Consider the following 20056-nt stretch of genomic DNA (forward strand, 5'->3'; position numbering starts at 1 on the left):
GTATACAGATATATAAAAACGATAATTAATATCGTTTTTTGATATTTAGTGTGATATAATATTATAGGGAGGTGAATATATTGATTAATATAAAGCTAGCTGAACTATTAGGTAAGCATAAGATGACAAGAAAGAGGTTAGCTGAACTAACTGACACCAGACCAAATACGATAGGTGATTTATATAATGAGAAGTGTAAAAAAATTGATATTGAAGTACTAAATAAGATATGTACAGTTTTAGAATGTAATATAGAAGATATTTTGGAGTATAAGAAGGATGGAGACAATAAATGATTAAGTTAGCAACAGCGTTTAGCGGAATAGGAGCAATTGAACATGCTCTACAAAGAATGGATCTAGAGCATAAGTTGATTTTTGCTTGTGATAATGGAGATGTTGATATTTTAACTAAAGATATAAAGGTTGATATTAGTGAAATAGATAAAGAGTTTATTTTGCTAGAACAATTAATTAATAAGGTTAAAAATATTTCAAATGATAAAACTACAGATGAACTGTACGAAGACTTAAATAAAAACAGGTTAGAATATGAGGAGCAATTAAAGGAGCTTAGTAATTTAAATTTTGAAGAAATAGAATACCATACATTAAAAATCTTAAAGAATATTGTGGGACAAGATGATCTTAAGACAGTTAGAAAGAAAGAGTACTGTGGATTTATTAACAACATTAGTAGAGAACAATCCATTAATAGCAAGATAATAGAAGTTTTAAAGTCTACATTAGAAATCTTAAATGATTTTAAAAAGGATAATGACTTATCCCTCTTAGACATAACTGGCACTAGTCTCTATAAGAGTAGCGATAAAATTAATTGGGAAATAGTCATAGATAATCTAAAAAAAGCTAAAGAAATTTTTGAAGGTTATGAAAGTAAAAAAGTGCTTAAGGGAGTTAGAGACATTAGTGAACGTTTGGGTATGTTACATGAAAAGATTAATTCATTTTACATACATAAGGAGTTAGAACAATTACCTACGTATGCCGAAAAAAAGAAATATATTGATAAGTTATATGAAGGAAAAGAGTCTCAAAATAAAGTAAGAACAAGTTATTTAGCTAATTATGATTTGGATCCAAGAGATTTTCATTGGAATGTATCATTTTTGGATGGAAAACAATATCAAAATCAAGTTGATTTGTTTGTTGGAGGAAGTCCATGCCAATCTTTTAGTTTAGTTGGTAAACAAAGAGGTTTGGAGGATACAAGGGGGACTTTATTTTATGAGTATGCACGTTTAGTGAGTGAAATTAGACCAAAAGTGTTTATTTATGAAAATGTAAAGGCCATTTTAAGTAATGATAATGGTAAAACGTGGGAAACTATTAAGCAAGTTTTTACTGATTTAAATTACACATGGAGCTATCAAGTTCTCAATGCAAAAGATTATGGCGTTCCTCAAAATAGAGAAAGAGTATTTGTGGTAGGATTTAGAAATGATTTATTTTTACAAAGACCGTTTGAATTTCCAGTTCCTATACCTTTAGAGAAAAAAATGCAGGATTTTTTATTAGATAATGTTTCCGGAAAGTATTATTTAAATAAAAAGGGCGTGGACTTTGTTACAAGTGAAAAAAATCTTACTAAAAAGTATACACAAATTGATGGAGAAATTCAGCTCTGCCAAAAGAAAAATCAGCAGTTTAATTGGCATGGTGATTTTGTATTCGAAGAAGAGAATAAAGATAAAGAAAAAACTATGAAGGATTTAGAAAAATATTTCTTATCCGAAAAAGTAAAAAAATATGTGCTTGCAAGTGGAACAAAAGGATTCTATTCTAAACCTGAAACAGATTTAGAAATAGCAAGACCGTTGTTAACAACTATGCATAAGATGCATAGGGCAGGAGTTGATAATTATGTAACAACTGATGGTAGACTTCGTAAATTAGCACCAAGAGAATGTTTAAGATTAATGGGATTTTGTGATAGTTTTAAAATAGCTGTATCAGATACATCTATTTATCAACAGGCTGGTAATTCAATTGTTGTAGATGTACTAATAAATATTATGAAACAAATTATATTAAGTTATCCAAACATACTAGATAATAATTAGGGAGATGAGAGATTATGGGGTTTGCACCATTAGTTAATTGGAGAAATTTTACAGTAGATAATTTGAAAGCTATGTTATCTGTATATCCTGACTTAGTATCACAAATAACGTCTAAAGAAGCTCAGGACTTAACACAAATCAACTTAAATAGCTATAAAAAAACGGCTTATCAATTTGCATGCCAATTAGGGCTAGAGGATAGAAGTAAAAATGAATTTAAGGTTCAAGATTATTTATATACATTTGAAGATGACTATTTAAGAAAATATCTTGAATTTTGGTTTAAGATATATTACGCACCCAATCCTTTTGTGCGTTCAGAAGATAAAAGTATTTTATTGTATAGGCGAATTGCAGAAAAGATTTTAGTTAGTGATGATAAACAAATAGATTATACTGAATTCTTTGATAATGAAATCGGGGGACCTAGGAGCGATATTTTACTGAATTGTATCGAGGTTCATGGAGCACCTCTCAAAGTTAAGAATAAAAATCAAAAAACATATATTTATGTTGACCAAGAAGATGTGCTAGTATTACAAAAAGAAATTATTAAGATTGATAAGTTTCCAATGCCTTCAAACACACATGATAGACATGAATTTTTTACAAGATATTCATATGAGAATTTTTGCGAATTTTGGGATATTAGTAAAACTTTAAATATTTCACTTTTAACAACTAATAATGTAATAAAACATCCTCATAATAGGATAATTTTTGGTGCACCTGGAACAGGCAAAAGCTATAATATAGATAAGCAACGAGTTGCTTTTGGAGAAAATTATCAGCGTGTCACATTTCATCCTAATTACTCATTTGCTCAATTTGTAGGGACATATAAGCCCGTTCCTACAAAGGATAGCAGTGAAAGTGAAATTATTACATATAAATATGTACCAGGTCCTTTTATGCGTATATATGCAAATTCTGTTAAATCAATGTATTGTTCAAATCCACAACCATATCTATTAATAATAGAAGAAATTAACAGAGCTAATATTGCAGGTGTCTTTGGAGATGTTTTTCAATTATTGGATAGAAAGTGCGGAGTTAGTGAATATGAGATTGAGTCAAGTGAAGATATAAAACGTTATTTAGCAAGTGCTATTTTTGAAAAAGATTATGAGTCTTGTACGTTAGAGGAAAGAACAGCATGTGATAAGATGCGTATCCCTTCAAATATGTATATTTGGGCAACTATGAATAGTGCTGACCAAGGTGTATTTCCAATGGATACTGCATTTAAACGTAGGTGGAATTTTGAATATATAGGTGTTGATGATGAAGAAGCTGATATGGCAGAAATAGTGGTTACATTAGGGAGAGAGGAATATGAGACTACTATTAGATGGAATGATTTAAGACATGCCATTAATAATCAACTGGCGAAAAAGGTAAACGAAGATAAATTATTAGGACCATACTTTATATCCAAAGAGGTAATGCAAGATAGTAGTAAATTATTAGAAGCAATAAGAAATAAAGTATTAATGTATCTTTTTGAAGATGCTGCAAGGCAATGTAGGGGGGATATTTTCAGGGTTGATGAAAATAATATAAGAAGATATTCAAGCATTTGTAATACCTTTGATTTATTAGGTCTAGCTTGTTTTCATGATGATATAATAAAAGAAGTTTCTAATAGGACTCCTATTACAGAAGTAAAACTAGAAGTAGCACCTACAGATGAAGAAGACAAGAAAGCGTAGGTATTTATATAGTGAGTGATTTAATTTCTGAATATGTTTATGAACAGCGTAGATATAAGAAAGAAGAATTAATATCCTTGTTTAAACTGTCATCATCAAAAACAAGCATAGAGTTTCTTAAACAACTCAAATCCTATGGCATATTAAAAACAGTAAGAATTATATCTAACGAAAAGGATTTTAATGATTTAAGGGATGATGAAGTCGAAATTATTGATATAGATACATCTACGAATGAATGTCTCTATGTATTTACATTTGTGGGGGTACTTACTATAGGAAGACGAGTAATAAAAAGCTTACCTAAGTATATAAAGCGTACATCTAATTCAGTGTTAAAGCTAAAACAGGTTTTACGTGTACTAGAAAAGTATAATGCTAAACAACAACTGATTCCTATGTTAAACGGAGAGCAACAAGAAAATTCATTTAATACCTTGGGGATTATGATTTTCATGCTGAGGGATTATCATGAGCATGGAATCTATTCTAATCATCAAGACATTATTGAGACAAATGGCGAGGGTGAGATATTATGGGATCAAACAATAAATGAAACTTTTGCATATATTAACAATAAGCGTCCTTACTATTTTGAGTTACAAACAAGAAATACTATTGACGATAGTGAAAACTATTTTAGACGATTGCATCAATTCGTATTAACAGAATGTTCCAACTTATTAGAGGGGTATGATTTACTTTCGCTATTTGATATAGAGAGTGTTCAATTATCAGATGAAAATCTTAGTGACTTTGGGGAAACAGAATATATCTTGTATAGATTGCAAAGTGAATTAAATGCTCAATTTATAACGAGTAAACAGACAATACTTATGACCTTATATACCTATGTAGCGCACTCTAAGGCTTTTCAAAATATATCGGGCATTAACATGTTTGGAACAACAAGTTTTAACCTTGTTTGGGAAAAAGTTTGTGCCGAGGTATTCGATAATCAGCTAAAGACTTGTTTGCAAAATCTTAGGTATCCAAAGTTATTAGATAAAGATTATCAAAAAAAATCTAAGCATACATTATTGGAAATTATCGAAAAACCTAAATGGATATGTTATGCAGAAGATAGAAAGTTCGCTCATGATGCAAAAGACACACTTACACCTGATTTAATTTCTATATATGAAAATAATAAGGGAATGTGTTTTGGTATTTTTGATGCTAAATATTATAATATTGTCCTAAACAAGGAAAGGGTAGCAAATCAACCTGGAATTGGAGATGTAACAAAACAATACTTATATCAATTGGCGTACCAAGATTTCATTAGTAGACATAAATTTGATTATGTTAAGAATGCTTTTCTCATGCCAATAGATGGTGAGATATGTATGCTAGGAAAGGTAGAGTTAGGAATATTACAGAAAATTACAGACCCTACTTTAGCCGATATTTTAATAATTCAACTACCTGCAACGAGTATGTTTAAATGGTATATAGAAAATCAAAGAATAGATATATATAAGGAATTTAATATTTAAGTAAAATAGTGTAATTTGAGGACTTTCGGGTCAGTTTGAAGTTTTATTATAAATTTCAAGCCCTGAAAGTCCTTTTTGTAAATGTTGTAAATTCCCAGTTTTTCTCCTCAAATTCTTGCGACCATATCCCGTTTCTTTTATAATCATTTTTTGAATAAAAAACGACAGCCGAGGTGAAAATGACTAAGCATTACTTGAAGAAATTTATTAAATATGCGAAGAAAGTTTATCATATAGAAGATGGACTAAAATCGTTAAAAGATGGTAGAAAAAATCCCTTATATACTACTGGAGAGGCTATTCTGCCAGTATTTTTAGGTTTTTTATTGAGAATACAAAGCTTTAATGAACTTAAATATAAAATTAAAAGCAATGATTTTATAAATATTATTTCTAGAAAAATGAAGTTACCGCAAATAGACACTATTCGAGATACGCTTAAAGTTATTGATAATCAAGGACTATATAAAATACATAATAAAATTATTAAGAAGGCTAAGCGAAATAAAGTATTAGAGGAAGGTACCATAGATGGCTATACAGTAGCGGCTATAGATGGTACTAAATTATTGGGAAGCTATAAGAAAAATTGCGTGGAATGTTGCAGTACAACTGTAAGAAATAATAAAACAAACTATTTTCATAGTGCTGGATTTATGTCATTAATAGGTAGTGAACCTAGGCTGATTATAGACTTTGAGCTTTATAAAGGTTGTGAGGATAGTAGTAAAAAGGATGAGGGAGAACTAACAGTAGCCAAGAGATTATTAAGTAGAGTAATGAAAGAGCATAAACATGCAATAGAGGTAGTGGTATATGATGCCTTGGCTTGCAATAGTAGCTGGATTAATCATTGCTTAGATCATAAAGTAATACCTATTGTCCATGTGAAGGATAATAATATTACTAGTATTAAGGAAGTCAAAACTAAAATTAACAAAGGTAATGTAAGAGAAGTATGGCAAGATGAGAAAAGAGAATGTGAAGTAAAAGCCTATGAAGAAACTTTTAAAATGGATGAAGTGATTGAGCCACTTAGGTTTGTAAAGTTTAGTAAGAAAAGGAAGCAAGGAAAATATAGTCAGGTTTTAATGGTGACAACTGATTTTAATATACCACTTCAAACTTTATATAAGATGATGCACATGAGATGGGATAATGAAATACAGAGATTAACGATAAAGGAAATAATAAGATTGTTACAAAAAGAGCTTTATCTATTGAAGTATAATAGGAAGTACATTTTTGATACGACATAAGGACATGATCTAATTGAATACTGAGATAAAGTTGGGGTAAGGGGGAACTATACCTATTTTTAGGAAAAACCACATAAATAGTATACAAGATAGTAGAAGTTAATTGAAAATTCTTTAACTATAGTATAAAATCAGGGTAGAAGCGAAAGTGCTCATAAATGGGGAGATAACACATGGGGAAAGATAAAAGAAAATGGCAAGATTATACGTATATCTTACAAATAGCAATCCCGCTTATACTGGCAACAGGATATTTAGCGATTTTAGAGTTTTTTGACAGGATGTTTTTGGCATGGTATTCAAAAGAAGCTCTAGCAGCGGTAACACCAGCCAGTGCATTAGCTCTAACATGTACAAGCCTGTTTACTGGAATACTGGTTTATGTAGGAAATATTGTATCACAATATTATGGTGCAAAGATGGAGGAGAAAATAGGCAGCATTTTATGGCAGGGTATATGGCTTACAGTATTGAGCGGAGTGATATTAGTGATCATTTCATGTTTTTCCGAGATGCTATTTAAAATGATAGGACATGATGGAGCACTGCAGCCTATGCAAATACTGTACTTCGAAATCATTACGAAAGGTGCTGTTTTTTCATTATTGACAACTTTATTTATGAGTTTTTATGCCTCAGTTGGTAAGTATGTAATCGTGGGAGTAACCATTGTCAGTTCTATGTTTATAAACGTTTTTTTAGATTACTGTATGATCTTTGGCAAGTTTGGATTTAAAGAAATGGGAGTTAAGGGTTCTGCGCTATCAACGATTATTGGCAGTGCTATAACAGCGCTTATTTTCATTATTTATTTGCTTTTTTCAAAATGCCGAAAGAGATTTCATATCACATCCGCAAAGCGTATAGATATTAAGCTGTTCCAGCATATTTTTAAGTATAGCCTATCAAACGGAGTTGTCTTTTTTCTGGATTCCATAGGATTTACCCTCTTTTTGTTATTAATAGGCCGTGCAGGGGTGAATGAATTAGCAGCTTCTAATGTTGCTGTGAACATCAGTAATGTGATATTTTTGCCGGTATTTGGATTCGGAATGGCCATTTCAATTATTGTAGGAGAATGTATGGGAAAAAAAGATGCAGAGGCCGCTAAAAGGTATGTAAGGAAAGGATTTTGCTTAGTTTATCTTTATGTCATACCAGTTTGCCTTTTGTTCTGGTGTGTTCCAGAGCTGTTTGTAAATATGTTTGTCAGAAATTTGGCAACTGGACAAAGAGAAACCATTATGTCAGTGAGTTCAGATATCTTGAAAATTGTTGCAATCTATACATTATTTGATGCCATAGATATTAATTTAACCTCTTGTTTCAAAGGTGCTGGGGATGTAGTTTATGTCATGTACGCAACTGTTTTTGCAAATGTATTTTTACTGATGCTGCCTGTATATGTTTTAGTGTTAAGGTTAGGAATGAGTATATATGTGGGATGGGGTATTTTTGCACTGACCATTATAGCTATGAGCCTTGTCTATACTATGAGGTATAAATCCTGTAAATGGCAAAAAGCAACGCTTGTTAAACCAGAACTGATATAAGAAAGTTGGTTAAAATGAGGACAGGTAGAAAAAAACGCATTTTAATACTATATGGTGATTCAGGATATGGCGGATATAATATTGCACAAGCAATTAAAGAAAGCATAGAAAAGGAAAATACATCGAAAGTAAAAATATATTTGGTTAATCCCATAATGATGAGTGATAAAATATATCACATTTATATCAGATGCAAGTGATGACTTTATGAGTGCATGGATAAATCCAGAGATAGATGAGTTCTTAGTTAGTTCAAGAGAAAGTAGAAAACAATTGATAAAATCCTCCATTCCAAGGGAAAAGATAAGAAGCATAAAATTTCCTATAAGAAACTCCTTAAGAAAAAATGAAATAATAGAAGATAAGAAAATTCTCATTGTGTATTGCGCAAGAAAAGGAAGTGGATATTTTGCAAATGATGTAAAGAAGATATATCCGGATAATCAAATAAAACTTGTTTTTATATGTGGACAATTTGGAGCTGTTTTGTATTTTGAATGTATACATAAAGGCGTTATACCTCTAATAGGCATCCGAAGAAATATAATAAAACATGAGGCAGCATTATTTAAAGATATATGTTGCAAAGGACTAGGGTATATAATACATGATTCTAAGAACTTAAAAAAAGTAATAGAAAAACTTACGGATTATAGCATATATAACCAAGGCTTAAAGCAATTATGCTTTAAGCCTTTTAGTGTGTTTATTGGTCTGAGCAAACATATTTACATGTTCCCAAATGAGCAGGGGGGTACTAAAGCGCGTAATTCAGTTGGTTTTGCCAAATAGTATAGAGAATTGCGAAAAAAACAGAGGTGTATAAATAGTGTCTGTGCTATAATTATTAGAAACCACATTGAATAAAGGAAATATCATATGAATAATAGAAAATGGATTTTGAAAGAAGCATTGAGAATTAACGCTATTGAAAATGAGCTAGATAAAAAAACTCAGCAGGACAAATTAGATGAAATCATCGAAAAGATAAATGAACTTGATTGTTTAGAATATGAGAGGCAATATTGCATAATGCAGCAAGATATTAAGAGCAGAGGTATTGAAATTTGTGATTCACCTGTTTCAAGTACGAAATTAAAACAAAAATGGAGAGAAGTATTCTTAAGCAAATTAAATAAACAGGAGCAGAAGAAAATTTATATTAACCAATTTTTATGGCATGGATTTAGTTATGAAAAAATAAACTGCATATCAAAAGGCAAAGCTAGAAGAGCTTTAATAAATCACAAGAAAAATGAAGTTTTTGTTTTCTATCAACATAAGGAAGCAGCCTATATCTATAAGAATGCTTCTAAGATTAAAGCAAGCGATTTTGATATGGATGATGATGTCTATGTAGTAGATAAAGATTTCCAATGGACTTATGTAAAAACACATGAAAAAATGTGTGGGCCTTATTTCACTAAAAGCAAATAATATTTAATTTGAATAAAGGACTAGATGGGATAGCTATAATGGATAGGACAAAAAGAAATAGTTTAAGGCAGGGGTGTGAGGTAATTGGAGTATAAATACTTACCTAAAGTAACAAAAGATTCTAAGATAGCAACTACCTATGAAATACTAGATGAAGTAGTAGGAGTATATCCTTGTTTATGTTGCGGCTACAAAACGTTGCCGGTTCCAAAGGAAGACGCTATAGCATATATATGCCCTGTATGCTTTTGGGAAAATGATGTTTTCATATCAAGTGATGATAACTCGAGTGATGAGAATAGTGGGATGTCACTAAATGAGGCAAAACAAAACTTTAAGATGTATAGAGCATGTAAAAAAGAATATCTTAGTAATGTAAGAGAGCCTTTTGAAAGTGAAATGCCAAAATAAAAACATACAAAAGAGATGGCTAAGCAACTTTAAGCGTGATAAAGTATAATTAAAAATCATTCATAGGTTAGGTGGAATTGAGTAATATGAAAAAGATTAATTCTATCAATGTAGGAACCAAAGTTTTATCTATTATTGCTGTTTTTCTTATAGTATTACCTATATGTTTTTTCGGCATGAAACAAATAGGGTTTATTGTATTGGGTGATTTTTTAATAAAAGCAAGTTTAGTCGTAGGGAGTATTATTACAGTAATCTCACTTATTCTGCTAATAATAGAACTCAGACAGGATCGACAATTAGATAAATACTTTACAAACCATTGTAATACCAAACTATTATTAGCCAATAGTCTATGCGAATGCCAGAAGTATGGGAATAAGCTTGTTAGAGCAGAAGATACCTGTTGTAAAATATGTGGTATCCATTTTGAGAAATATTATGATTCTCCTCCCTATATATAGATTTCTACGATTTATAAAAACCACTGAGTAATAATTAGGTGAAAATAAGCATTATATTAAAATAATACAGGAAGTATAAAATGGACGGGCAAAAAAGAAGTAACATTAAAATAGGGCAGGCGGTTCTAGTTGTTCAAAAGCAAGACCAGCAGACTGGAAAACTGACAGAAGGTATTGTGAAAAGGGTGCTCACCAACTCACCAGAGCATCATCACGGCATAAAAGTAATGCTTGAAAGTGGTATTGTAGGTAGGGTAAAAGAGATAAGGTAAGATTTTCGTCAAAAGATACGTAGAAGAGTAATAATAGGCTTACTGGCAAGACTGAAGTTTAGACTAACTATGACACGTTGAGTGGGTATATTTTTCAACGAAGAGCCAAGGGCTTGGCCCTTAGCTGGAAAGTAAGTTTAGGTGTGTTTTAACATGAAATAAGAAAATCCTCTATCTTCCTATTAGAGGGGGATAGGGGATTTTTACATTGTATATATAATGAGGTGGGTATGGAGAAAAACAGAAATTATTATTTGGATTATTTAAGAATCATATCTATTATACTGCTATTTCCTGTCCATACATTGATGATTTGGAATGATTATGGACAAAAGTTTTATGTCTGGGGTGGAGGAAATAGATTATTAAGTAGTTTGATTATACTGATTAATCCTTGGTTTATGCCAATCCTTTTCGTGATTGCAGGTATGTGTGCAAGATATTCCTTAGAAAAAAGAACGATAAAACAATTTGTTTCTGAAAGAGTGGGAAAGTTATTCGTTCCGTTTGTAAGTGGTGTTATATTACTCGTGCCCTTTCAAACATTATATGCAAGAAAATATTTTTACAATTATAGTGGAAGCATATTCGGTAATATTATTTATTTCTTCACTCATTTTACAGATTTATCAGGATATGATGGTGCATTTACACCTGGACAATTATGGTTCATTTTATTTCTCTTTGTAATTTCATTAATAGGTATATTGGTTACAAAATTTTTTTCATACAATAAAGTTCAAAACAATATTTCTGATATGAATATATATATTGTTATTGCTATGTTCATTCTTGTATGGGGAGGATACTATATAGGGAATTTTGGAGGATTTAGTATTGGAAAAAATCTTGTGTTATATTTATTAGGATATTATGTTTTAAGTAATGATAGTATATTGAGGTTACTAGAGAAGTATCGAATTTTATTAATGATTATGTTTTGTAGTAGTTTATTTTTGCTTGTTATTACATATTACAAATATTCATATTATGGAGATGCATTGGTTAATTTTGTAGCATGGATAGGCAGTTGTGCATTGATTTCATTTGCTATGAAATGTTTAAATAAGAGAACCAAATTCTTGGATTATTTTAACAAATCATCATTTCCTATATATATTTTGCATCAATCCATTTTAGTAGCGGTAGCATATTATGTGTTGTTACATGTTAATGGTTTATATTTTCAGGTAGGAATTATAATGGTGATGAGTTTTATCGGGACTTTGTGTTTATATGAGATAATAAAAAGGATTCCTTATGTTAGATTATTATTAGGCATTAAGTAATTTTATGATACAGTATTTGAGTATGACACGAATAATTATATAACTAAAATAGTGAATAGTTTGGAAGTTATCATAGGCAGTAAAACGACATTTTATATAAAATAGCCTAACTATTACACGTTGAGGCTGTAGTTAAGCTGAGTAGATAAAGCCTAGATATATCAAGGCTTAGACCTATTTTTCATTCTAAACCTTGATATGTTTTTGGGCACTTTTGAACTAAAAATATGTTCCCAAACAAGTGAGGGGGTGTTTTGCGTAATTAAGGTAAATGCGTAAAAGTATATAAGTCTCTGATGCACAAAGGGTTTTATATGTAACATGAGCTTTGCTTGAGTGAGTTATAAATAGTAGAAATAAATTTAGGCTACTTACCATTACTTCTATCCATATTTATAAGGAAGAAGTACATGTTTATTGCTAATTGGAGAGTAATTATTTGAAAATCCTATGTTATGGGCTTAACGATAATTCTAGTAATTAGATGCCAACAGCTAAAGAATTTATTAATATGGGATATACAAATGTCTATGACTTTGGTGGCATTGCTGACTGTTCATGTGAAGTAGTTAAAGAATATCCTTTTTTAGAAAATGACTGCACAACATTATAAGAATCTAAGAGATTTCTAAAAGCAAAGGTAGTATACTCAGATCCTTGGCCAGAATGAAATAGGAGACTTTATTTAATATGGCGACTTTTATAGGCCTTATTATAGTGATAAAACTATAAAAAATGATTAGGGAGATAATGGCAGAAATCGACGACATTTAAAAAGTTTGGAAAGTTGACATTAGAAATTTTCAAGGTATAATTAATGATATATTTTACAAAAAAATATAATTTTATTTTCAATTGGCAAAAATAACAATTCAAGTGAGGAGATACCATGGAAAAAAAATCTTACAATCCTTATGAAACAGCACAACTTCAATTTGACAATGTAGCAGATAAGCTTGATTTGAATCAAGCTACCCGTCAATTACTTCGTCAGCCAAGCCGCGAATATCATTTCACGATTCCGGTAAAAATGGATGATGGATCAACAGAGGTATTTAATGGTTATCGTATTCAGCATAATGATGCAAGGGGACCTGCAAAGGGAGGAATTCGATTCCATCCTCAGGAAACCGTCGATACAATAAAGGCGCTTTCCATGTGGATGACATGGAAATGTGCAGTAGTAGATATTCCTCTGGGAGGAGGGAAGGGCGGCGTTATTTGTGACCCACATAAACTTTCTTTGAGTGAGCAGGAGAGGTTATGCCGCGGTTATGTAAGACAGCTTTCCAGAAATATGGGACCGATATCTGATGTACCCGCACCAGACGTTATGACCAATGGACAGCATATGCTCTGGATGATGGATGAATATGAAACGATTCTTGGTGGACACTATCCAGGAGCTATTACCGGTAAACCAGTGGGAATGGGTGGTTCTCTGGGACGTACAGAAGCTACAGGCTATGGTGTGATTTTTACATTAAGAGAAACGTTAAAAAATTTAAATATTGACATAACAACCAGTACAGCCAGCATTCAAGGGTTTGGTAATGTTGCGGAATACGCAGCTCGCTTATATTCCAGACTGGGTGGTAAAGTTGTGGCTGTTTCCAGTTGGGATAATAAGGATAAGAAGTCTTATACTTTCCGTAAACTTGATGGACTTGATATTCAAAAGATGGTTGACATCAAGGATTCCTTTGGAACCATTGATAAAGAAAAGGCTAAGGAGCTTGGATGTGAGGTCTTACCTGGTGAAGAGTGGATTGCTCAGGAGGTAGATATTCTTCTTCCTTGTGCGTTAGAGAATCAGATTACACCGATTACTTTTGCCAAAATCAGCGATCGGGTAAAGGTGATATGCGAAGGAGCCAACGGCCCTACAACACCGGATGCAGATGAATTGATTAAAGCAAGAAATATTTATCTTATTCCTGACTTCTTATGTAATGCAGGTGGAGTTACTTGCAGTTATTTTGAGCAAATTCAATGTAATATGAATTATTTCTGGTCCAAAGAGGAAGTTATGGAGAAATTAGATTTCAAAATGACTAGCGCTTACCATGCGGTACATAACCTTGCGATAGAAAAAGGCTTATATATGCGAGAGGCAGCATATGTCATTGCCATTAATCGTGTTGTAGATGCAGTGAAGCTTCGCGGATGGGTATAATATTTCCAAGAGATGTTGCAAAATGAATCAATATGCCTGATATTGTGGTGATAAGCAATTATATCACAATATTAGGTACATATTTTTAATTTTGCCATAGTCCTTTTTTCATATAGGCCAATAGGATAGGTGGATAATCTGCCTATAAATTCATCTTGTATGATTTTTTAAAACATTTGCCAGGTAAATTTCAAATCAAGGGGTAATAGAAATGAATCGATTTAAAGATCATGACTTGGATGTTTTGGTAGAAAGAGCTAAGGAACTGGAATGCTTTTATTTGGTGGATGAAGCTCTCGCCATCCCTTCTCTTTCGGATAGTTTATTGAAAATCACAGAAGTAACACCGGTGGGGTTTCACGATTATAAGAACTGCTCGGTTTACATTGTACTAGATGGACAAATGTATGCTACAAAACCTGTCATAGCAGATGGCTATACATTACAGTCTGAAATTATACTGAATGGAATATCTCACGGAACGATAAAAGCAATATATCCGAAACATATTTTTATCAATACAGACAGCATTTTCCTTCCTGAAGAACAGAAGCTTTTAGATACCATTGCCAATCGTATTGCAGAAAGACTTTTTAAAGTAAATTTTCAGCCTAAGAACCGATTTCGAGGAGATTGGGAAGCGATTGTCACATTATTGAAGAATACAAATCGCAATATGCTTCTTTATGTATGTGAAAAAATGATTGCTCTTCTTGCCAGAACCAGTCCCAGCTTGGTGGATGATATTTTTGATAGAATGGACTGGAAAAAATATAGAATTCAAGGTGAAATTAATTTTCCCCTAGAAACCTTACCAGCTTTTGACGTTACACAATTAAGTCAGATACTATTTTCTTATGCGGGATCCTGCATGGAAGATGCTTCGATTTACAATTACATCAATTTATGGATTTATCAGGGAACAACCTATGAACTCATCAAAAAAATTGATAAGAAGGATACTGATTTAAAAGATATTACCCATGCGCTGTCCCAATATATGAATACAGTCAAGGGCAATGAAATGGCAAGTGAGGCTACGAAACGGTGGCTGACAGTGGAATTGATACAAAGATTCCTGACTGATAAACCAACCATGATTACGAATGCACAAAAGTACATATCCATAGAAGCCCTTTGTAACCTTCTTGATAATGTAATCTGTTCTCCAAAAAGCATTGGAAAAATAGGAGGCAAAGGCACCGGTTTCTTTATTGCAAATCAGATTGTAGCCTCTCACATTAAGGATAATCCAGAATTTTCCAAGATTAAAATTCCTAGAACCTGGTACATTACCTCCGATGAATTGTCCAATCTGATTGAAAGAAATGGCTTAGATGAACTAAACGAGCATAAATATCGACATATTCTTGATATACGAACAAGTTATCCCAGGATTATACATATGATGAAGAATTCCAAGTTTTCTTCTTATATTATAAATGAATTGGGACAAATACTAGAGAGCTGCCAGGATAAGCCTTTAATTGTCCGATCTTCAAGTGTATTGGAAGATCAGGTGGATACCTCTTTTTCCGGAAAATATAAAAGTCTTTTTATAATCAATGCAGGGACTAAGGCAGAAAGACTTCAGCAATTGATAGAGAGTATTTTAGAAGTTTATGCCTCTTTGTTTAACCCGGATTCGATTCAATATCGAAAAGAGCGTAATTTAATCGACTGCGCCGAACAAATGGGTATTATGATTCAGGAGGTAGTAGGAACCAGGGTGGGACCTTATTTCTTTCCACTCTATGCCGGAGTTGCTTTTAGCAATAATGAGCTCAGGTGGTCTCCCAGAATCAGGCGAGAGGATGGTCTGCTAAGAATGGTAATGGGACTGGGAACCAGAGCTGTGGACCGAATCGGAGATGATTATCCCATCTTGATTTCTCCAGGGCAACCAAACCTTCGGGTAAATCAGTCAGCAGTCGATTTAGTAAAGTATTCGCCTCAGATGATGGATGTATTAGATGTTGAAAATAACTGCTTCTTAACCCTTCCCATTGCTCAGATGATTAAGGAATATGGAAATCAAATCCCTCACATTAACTATGTCGCTTCTGCTCTGAAAGAGGACATTCTAGTTGGCGTGAATTCATTTACAACGAACTTTAAATCAGATGAACTTGTCATTACCTTTGATCATCTGATCAGAAACACATCCATGATAAAGCAAATTCAGTCTGTCATGATCTTGCTGAAGGAGAAATTAGGTTATCCCGTAGACATTGAATTTGCCAGTGACGGTGATAATCTTTACCTGTTGCAATGCCGTCCACAAAGCAGAAATTACGATAATAAACCCGTTGCCATTCCTCCTGATATACCTTATCAAAAAACTATTTTTACAGCAGATAAGTATATTTCCAATGGAAAGGTTACTGGAATTAAGACGATAGTGTATGTGGACCCTGTAGAATATGCAGCATTAGAAAAGTATGAGGATTTAGTGAATGTAGCATATGCAATCAGCCATCTGAACAGTATCCTTCCTCGGAAAAGCTTTATTTTAATGGGTCCAGGACGATGGGGTAGCCGTGGTGATATTAAGCTTGGAGTTCCTGTTGCCTATTCCGATATTAATAATACAGCCATGCTCATTGAAATTGCAGCAAAGGAGTCAAGGTTTCAGCCAGAGCTCTCCTTTGGCACACATTTTTTTCAAGATCTGGTGGAAGAAAATATCAAGTACCTTCCCCTTTATCCAGAAGATAAGCACATTATTTTTAATAAATCCTTCTTTTCCAATAAGAACAATTTCCTAGAGGAGATGGTTCCGTCCTACTCCTATCTAAGTCACGTGATTAAAGTAATTCGGGTAGAAAAAGTCGACTTCGATAAAGAACTAGTTATCTTAATGAATGCTGATTTGCAAAAAGCGATTGCCTATCTCGATTCTCCTTCCAAGCCTACGGAGACATCTAGTTTTGAACAGCCAGGAGCAGAGAGCATAGAAGATAATAAGGAAGACTATGGCTGGAAATGGCGTCACTATATGGCGGAACAAATAGCCGCAGGAATAGATATGCATACTTTTGGAGTAAAGGGCATCTATCTTTTTGGAAGTACTAATAATTGTTCGGCAAGGTGTAATAGTGATATTGATCTAATTCTTCACTTTGATGGTACCGATGCGCAGAAGGAGCAGCTTTCTAACTGGCTTGATGGCTGGAGTATGGCTTTATCCCGAATGAATTATTTGAAAACAGGATATCAGTCCGATGGACTTTTAGATATCCATTATGTTACGGATCAAGACATTATGAATAAAACCTCCTATGCCATAAAGATAAATTCTATCTATGACCCTGCTTTTCCCCTTCGTATTAGGGATTAGGAAAATGACCTTAATCAGTACAGTATGTACTGATTAAGGTCATTTTCTATATTAAATCCATTCAAGGAGAGGTAATTGATTGAAAATTATTTAACTATAGTATAAAATCAAGTTAGAAGTGAAGGCGCTCAAATGAATATAGTAAAATTTCACTTTGGAAAGCAAGGAGGAAAACAATTTGATTATCAAAAGAGATAAGCAATTCAATATATTGCCCTCACATGTTGGATTGAGAAAATATATTCTGTATTACAATATTGTATTTCCAGAGAAAGGTATGTTCATGACACAATACACGCTCATGCCAAACGCTTGTGGAACCTTATCAATTGCTTTCGACGGTTCCTCTATAATTGCCGAATTGTGGGGAGCAACTACAATACCTATTTCATTAGGTGCAGAGCCAAATAACTATCGTGTCCTCCTGCTTATCCAACTTTCGCCCTATGGCTTGTATCAAATTACACGTCAAAGCCAAGCTGAGCTTGCGGATAAACGCCTTTCGCTTGCGGATATTGACAATGAACTATTCAATTCCCTATGTCAGGCTTTTGTAATATCAAAAACTGTAATAGATTTGGCAAATACTTGTGAGAGAGTTTTATATAGACGTATGGAAAAGCACGTTATATCGGACGCTTTGTTATTAGCGTCCACTGTGATTTCTGATAGTCATGGACAAGTACAAGTGAAAGAAGTCGCCCGGCAATCCAGCTATAGTGAGCGACAGTTAAACCGCCTATTTCTTACACAAATCGGAATGAATATTAAAAGCTATGCACGCGTAATTCGCTTTAACTATGTGTTAAAGCACATTCAAAAATCCCCTTGCTTCTTTGCAACATTGTCGCAACAAGCTGGATATTTTGACCAAGCCCATTTTGATAAAGATTTCAAGGCTATTAGTGGTGTTACCCCTCAAGAATATTTGAAAACTATGTCGGATTTTTACTATGACGGAACGGAGATATACAATAGAATATCCTCAAAGGAGGAATGAAAAATGAAATATCAAGGTTGTCTTTTAGCGGTTAGAGATATCTTCGCCTCTAAGAACTTTTATGAAAAAGTGCTTCATCAAAACGCCGTAATGGATATTGGCTTACATGTAACCTTCGAGGGTTTTTCTCTACAACAAGGATATGCCGAACTCATTGGGGGAGCAGTTGAGAGTGTGAAAGAACAGTCGCACAACTTTCAAGTCTATTTTGAAGTGGAAGATTTAGACAAAGTATATGTCGAAATGAAAAGCATATCCGACTTGCAATGGGTACATGAAATCAAGGAATATCCATGGGGGCAGCGTGACATTCGAGTATATGACCCAGACAAGCATATTGTGGAGATTGCAGAGGACATGAATACGGTTATTAAACGCTTTTTTAATCAGGGCATGTCGGCTGAAGAAGTTGCCAAGCGCACTATGTTCCCTCTTGAAGTCGTGAAACAGTATGCGTCATGCTTTGATATATGACACCTGACATAGCGTCTTTGGTAAATCAAAGCTACTATTTTACTCTGAACATATAGGTCATTTACTATAATAAAATGGGTATTGTGCCTTGTATGTGCCAATAAAAACCCAATAATAAGGAGAGTGTCTATGAACTGGGAGCCGTGGACAGGTTGTTACAAAATAAGTGATGGTTGTACAAATTGTTATTTTTACGGACCACATGCGAAACGCTACGGTCAAAATACAATACAAAAAACAGATAAATTTGATTGGCCTATAAGGAGAACTGCAAAAGGCGAATACAACATTAAAGGAAACAAAATTCTTGCGACCTGTTTTGCAACGGACTTTTTTCTTCCCCAAGCAGATGAATGGCGTAAAGAAGTTTGGGCTATCATCAAGGAAAGAACTGACATAGAATTTTTGATTTTGACAAAGCGAATTGACCGTTTTCTTGTATCACTTCCATCAGATTGGGGGGCAGGATATGACAATGTGAATATTGGATGTACTGTCGAAAATCAAAAGTTAGCTGATTATAGACTTCCATTATTTTTATCCTATCCGATAAAACGACGTTTTATTGCCTGTGCACCACTTTTAGAAGCGATAGATTTAACACCGTATTTTCATGGGGTAGACCATGTTACAGTAGGCGGTGAAACGGGGCAGGAAGCTCGTGAGTGTGATTATGATTGGGTACTTCATATCCGTGAACAATGCATAAAAGCGAATGTAACATTTTGGTTCAAAAATACAGGTTCACTTTTCAAACGTGACGGCGTAGTGGAAAAAATAAATCCATTTAAGCAAACCAGTATGGCGAAAGAGCTTGGTATAAATATTTTAGATGGAAAAAGATTGTTTTGATAAAATACTTAATGCGTGGCAGCTTATGGCTAGTCAAAATATACGAAGACTTTTGAATCAGCTTAAAGTTTTATTATAATTAGTAATACCAAGCCTTAGAATGATTATTCGTTCTAGGGTTTGATGTGTTTTTAGGCATATTAAAAGTAAGTTTTATTTAAGTTATAATAAGTTTAATCAAGAATGTACAATAACGGCACTTAGCGTTAAATGAAATCAATTTTAGATGGGGAGC

General features: G+C 33.2%; 17 protein-coding genes. All 17 read left to right on the forward strand.

Annotated features, from left to right (window positions below):
• Positions 1–80: 80 nt before the first annotated feature.
• The 17 genes from CS063_RS09155 (at position 81) to CS063_RS09240 (ending at position 19821) form a co-directional block, all read left to right on the forward strand.
• Positions 81–296, forward strand: coding sequence for a helix-turn-helix domain-containing protein (locus tag CS063_RS09155; protein ID WP_099449397.1), 216 nt, complete (start codon positions 81–83; stop codon positions 294–296).
• Entirely contained in the window at positions 293–2083 is a 1791-nt protein-coding gene (locus tag CS063_RS09160) for a DNA cytosine methyltransferase (protein ID WP_099449398.1), read from the forward strand. Before CS063_RS09155 ends, CS063_RS09160 begins: the two co-directional genes overlap by 4 nt.
• Before the next feature lie 14 nt (positions 2084–2097).
• Positions 2098–3795 (forward strand): AAA family ATPase, encoded by a 1698-nt coding sequence (locus CS063_RS09165; protein WP_099449399.1) that lies wholly within the window; start codon positions 2098–2100, stop codon positions 3793–3795.
• A gap of 11 nt (positions 3796–3806) precedes the next feature.
• Positions 3807–5294, forward strand: a complete 1488-nt coding sequence (locus CS063_RS09170; RefSeq protein ID WP_099449400.1) for an LlaJI family restriction endonuclease — start codon at positions 3807–3809, stop codon at positions 5292–5294.
• A gap of 179 nt (positions 5295–5473) precedes the next feature.
• Complete coding sequence (locus tag CS063_RS17865) at positions 5474–6553, forward strand: hypothetical protein (protein ID WP_308415472.1); 1080 nt, start codon at positions 5474–5476, stop codon at positions 6551–6553.
• Between the two features lie 173 nt (positions 6554–6726).
• Positions 6727–8106, forward strand: coding sequence for an MATE family efflux transporter (locus CS063_RS09180; protein WP_099449401.1), 1380 nt, complete (start codon positions 6727–6729; stop codon positions 8104–8106).
• A gap of 207 nt (positions 8107–8313) precedes the next feature.
• Entirely contained in the window at positions 8314–8898 is a 585-nt protein-coding gene (locus CS063_RS09190) for a glycosyltransferase family protein (protein WP_099449403.1), read from the forward strand.
• Between the two features lie 87 nt (positions 8899–8985).
• Complete coding sequence (locus tag CS063_RS09195) at positions 8986–9543, forward strand: DUF4275 family protein (RefSeq protein WP_099449404.1); 558 nt, start codon at positions 8986–8988, stop codon at positions 9541–9543.
• 84 nt (positions 9544–9627) lie between these two features.
• Positions 9628–9954, forward strand: a complete 327-nt coding sequence (locus CS063_RS09200; protein ID WP_308415473.1) for a CPCC family cysteine-rich protein — start codon at positions 9628–9630, stop codon at positions 9952–9954.
• Positions 9955–10031: 77 nt separating this feature from the next.
• Positions 10032–10418 carry a hypothetical protein gene (locus CS063_RS09205; protein ID WP_143452456.1) on the forward strand — a complete coding sequence of 129 codons (387 nt, stop codon included), beginning with the start codon at positions 10032–10034 and terminating at the stop codon, positions 10416–10418.
• 80 nt (positions 10419–10498) lie between these two features.
• Positions 10499–10690 carry a YwbE family protein gene (locus CS063_RS09210; RefSeq protein WP_099449406.1) on the forward strand — a complete coding sequence of 64 codons (192 nt, stop codon included), beginning with the start codon at positions 10499–10501 and terminating at the stop codon, positions 10688–10690.
• Positions 10691–10920: 230 nt separating this feature from the next.
• Entirely contained in the window at positions 10921–11979 is a 1059-nt protein-coding gene (locus CS063_RS09215; protein WP_099449407.1) for an acyltransferase family protein, read from the forward strand.
• 889 nt (positions 11980–12868) lie between these two features.
• The gene (locus CS063_RS09220; protein WP_099449408.1) at positions 12869–14155 is read left to right on the forward strand and encodes a Glu/Leu/Phe/Val family dehydrogenase; all 1287 of its coding nucleotides are present in this window, start codon (positions 12869–12871) and stop codon (positions 14153–14155) included.
• Positions 14156–14366: 211 nt separating this feature from the next.
• Entirely contained in the window at positions 14367–17495 is a 3129-nt protein-coding gene (locus tag CS063_RS09225) for a PEP/pyruvate-binding domain-containing protein (RefSeq protein WP_099449409.1), read from the forward strand.
• 178 nt (positions 17496–17673) lie between these two features.
• Entirely contained in the window at positions 17674–18495 is an 822-nt protein-coding gene (locus CS063_RS09230; protein WP_099449410.1) for a helix-turn-helix transcriptional regulator, read from the forward strand.
• A 3-nt stretch (positions 18496–18498) separates the two neighbouring features.
• Positions 18499–18969 (forward strand): VOC family protein, encoded by a 471-nt coding sequence (locus tag CS063_RS09235; protein WP_099449411.1) that lies wholly within the window; start codon positions 18499–18501, stop codon positions 18967–18969.
• 129 nt (positions 18970–19098) lie between these two features.
• Positions 19099–19821 carry a DUF5131 family protein gene (locus tag CS063_RS09240; protein ID WP_099449412.1) on the forward strand — a complete coding sequence of 241 codons (723 nt, stop codon included), beginning with the start codon at positions 19099–19101 and terminating at the stop codon, positions 19819–19821.
• Positions 19822–20056: the final 235 nt, after the last annotated feature.

This window comes from Sporanaerobium hydrogeniformans, assembly GCF_002735925.1.
GTDB classification, from domain to species: domain Bacteria; phylum Bacillota; class Clostridia; order Lachnospirales; family Cellulosilyticaceae; genus Sporanaerobium; species Sporanaerobium hydrogeniformans.

What these genes read in the sequence shown, in the direction of transcription:
- CS063_RS09160 (WP_099449398.1), top strand. Translation starts at nt 293, where the DNA reads ATGATTAAGTTAGCAACAGCGTTTAGCGGAATAGGAGCAATTGAACAT.
- CS063_RS09165 (WP_099449399.1), top strand. Translation starts at nt 2,098, where the DNA reads ATGGGGTTTGCACCATTAGTTAATTGGAGAAATTTTACAGTAGATAAT.
- CS063_RS17865 (WP_308415472.1), top strand. Translation starts at nt 5,474, where the DNA reads ATGACTAAGCATTACTTGAAGAAATTTATTAAATATGCGAAGAAAGTT.
- CS063_RS09180 (WP_099449401.1), top strand. Translation starts at nt 6,727, where the DNA reads ATGGGGAAAGATAAAAGAAAATGGCAAGATTATACGTATATCTTACAA.
- CS063_RS09190 (WP_099449403.1), top strand. Translation starts at nt 8,314, where the DNA reads ATGAGTGCATGGATAAATCCAGAGATAGATGAGTTCTTAGTTAGTTCA.
- CS063_RS09195 (WP_099449404.1), top strand. Translation starts at nt 8,986, where the DNA reads ATGAATAATAGAAAATGGATTTTGAAAGAAGCATTGAGAATTAACGCT.
- CS063_RS09210 (WP_099449406.1), top strand. Translation starts at nt 10,499, where the DNA reads ATGGACGGGCAAAAAAGAAGTAACATTAAAATAGGGCAGGCGGTTCTA.
- CS063_RS09215 (WP_099449407.1), top strand. Translation starts at nt 10,921, where the DNA reads ATGGAGAAAAACAGAAATTATTATTTGGATTATTTAAGAATCATATCT.
- CS063_RS09220 (WP_099449408.1), top strand. Translation starts at nt 12,869, where the DNA reads ATGGAAAAAAAATCTTACAATCCTTATGAAACAGCACAACTTCAATTT.
- CS063_RS09225 (WP_099449409.1), top strand. Translation starts at nt 14,367, where the DNA reads ATGAATCGATTTAAAGATCATGACTTGGATGTTTTGGTAGAAAGAGCT.
- CS063_RS09235 (WP_099449411.1), top strand. Translation starts at nt 18,499, where the DNA reads ATGAAATATCAAGGTTGTCTTTTAGCGGTTAGAGATATCTTCGCCTCT.
- CS063_RS09240 (WP_099449412.1), top strand. Translation starts at nt 19,099, where the DNA reads ATGAACTGGGAGCCGTGGACAGGTTGTTACAAAATAAGTGATGGTTGT.